This window comes from Agathobaculum sp. LCP25S3_E8 (assembly GCF_052117165.1).
Classification (GTDB): Bacteria; Bacillota; Clostridia; order Oscillospirales; family Butyricicoccaceae; genus Agathobaculum.
In genome coordinates this window covers 1-417 of sequence record NZ_JBQKJR010000184.1, presented here as the reverse complement: position 1 = coordinate 417, position 417 = coordinate 1, and the positions used below count along the sequence as shown (strand labels likewise).

Genomic DNA, 417 nt, shown 5'->3' with positions numbered 1-417 from the left:
GAAATGGGTTACTTCATAGTCGGCTTTCTTTTGGTCGATAACAGCAAAGCAAAGGCGGCGGCAAGGAATCGGTCTATTCCTTGCCGCCGCCTTCATCTGTTTAATTTTTAGTCTTACTGTTGCTCAAGCCCTGTTTACTTGACCATGAAGCGGTACAGGAAGGTCACGATCTGAGCCCGAGAGCACTCATTGGCAGGTCCAAAGAGCTCGCTGCCAATGCCGCTGGTGATGCCGTTCTGCGCGGCCCAAGCCACGGCATCGGCATAGTAGCTCTCAGCGGCAACATCACTGAACGCGATGTCATCGGAAGCCGTGGGAGACCCGGCCGCGCGATAGAGGAAGGTCACGCTCTGACTGCGGGTGCAGGTGGCATCGGGGCTGAACATACCATTGCCGGTCCCTCCCGTGATGCCGTTC

The 417-nt window shown here is 56.4% G+C and carries 1 protein-coding gene; it reads right to left on the bottom strand.

What is annotated here, in order from left to right:
* Positions 1-134: 134 nt before the first annotated feature.
* The coding region (locus ACTQ34_RS18190) for an S-layer homology domain-containing protein (protein WP_441364997.1) at positions 135-417 on the bottom strand (283 nt) is incomplete at its 5' end.